Raw genomic sequence first — 680 nt, forward strand, 5'->3', positions numbered from 1 at the left:
AAATAGAGTATTACTGCAGGAAGAAGACAAGTATGAGATGTTTGTTTTTTTGGCGGACCAACAAGCATTGACAGATCACGCCAAAGACCCTCAAACGATTGTAGAATCGATTGGGAATGTTGCCTTAGATTACTTAGCAGTTGGATTAGATCCAAGTAAATCAACTATCTTTATTCAAAGCCAGATTCCAGAGTTGGCTGAGCTGTCTATGTACTATATGAATTTGGTGTCACTAGCTCGTTTGGAGCGTAATCCGACAGTAAAAACAGAGATTGCTCAAAAAGGATTTGGAGAAAGTATTCCGACAGGATTTTTGGTTTATCCGATTGCGCAAGCAGCAGATATTACTGCCTTCAAGGCTAATTATGTTCCTGTTGGTACAGATCAGAAACCAATGATTGAGCAGACTCGCGAGATTGTTCGTTCTTTTAACAACGAATATAACTGTGATGTCTTAGTGGAACCAGAAGGTATTTATCCAGAAAATGAGAGAGCAGGGCGTTTGCCAGGTTTAGATGGAAATGCTAAAATGTCTAAATCCCTTAATAATGGTATTTATCTAGCAGATGATGCGGATACTTTGCGTAAAAAAGTCATGAGCATGTATACTGATCCGGATCATATTCGGGTTGAGGATCCAGGTAAGATTGAAGGAAACATGGTTTTCCATTATCTAGATG

General features: G+C 39.1%; 1 protein-coding gene. It reads left to right on the forward strand.

The window, feature by feature from the left end; all coding sequences use genetic code 11:
• The coding region (locus tag D8863_RS10655) for a tryptophan--tRNA ligase (RefSeq protein ID WP_142999495.1) at positions 1–680 on the forward strand (680 nt) is incomplete at both ends.

It is taken from the genome of Streptococcus oralis, assembly GCF_003943825.1.
Taxonomy (GTDB): Bacteria; Bacillota; Bacilli; order Lactobacillales; family Streptococcaceae; genus Streptococcus; species Streptococcus oralis_CD.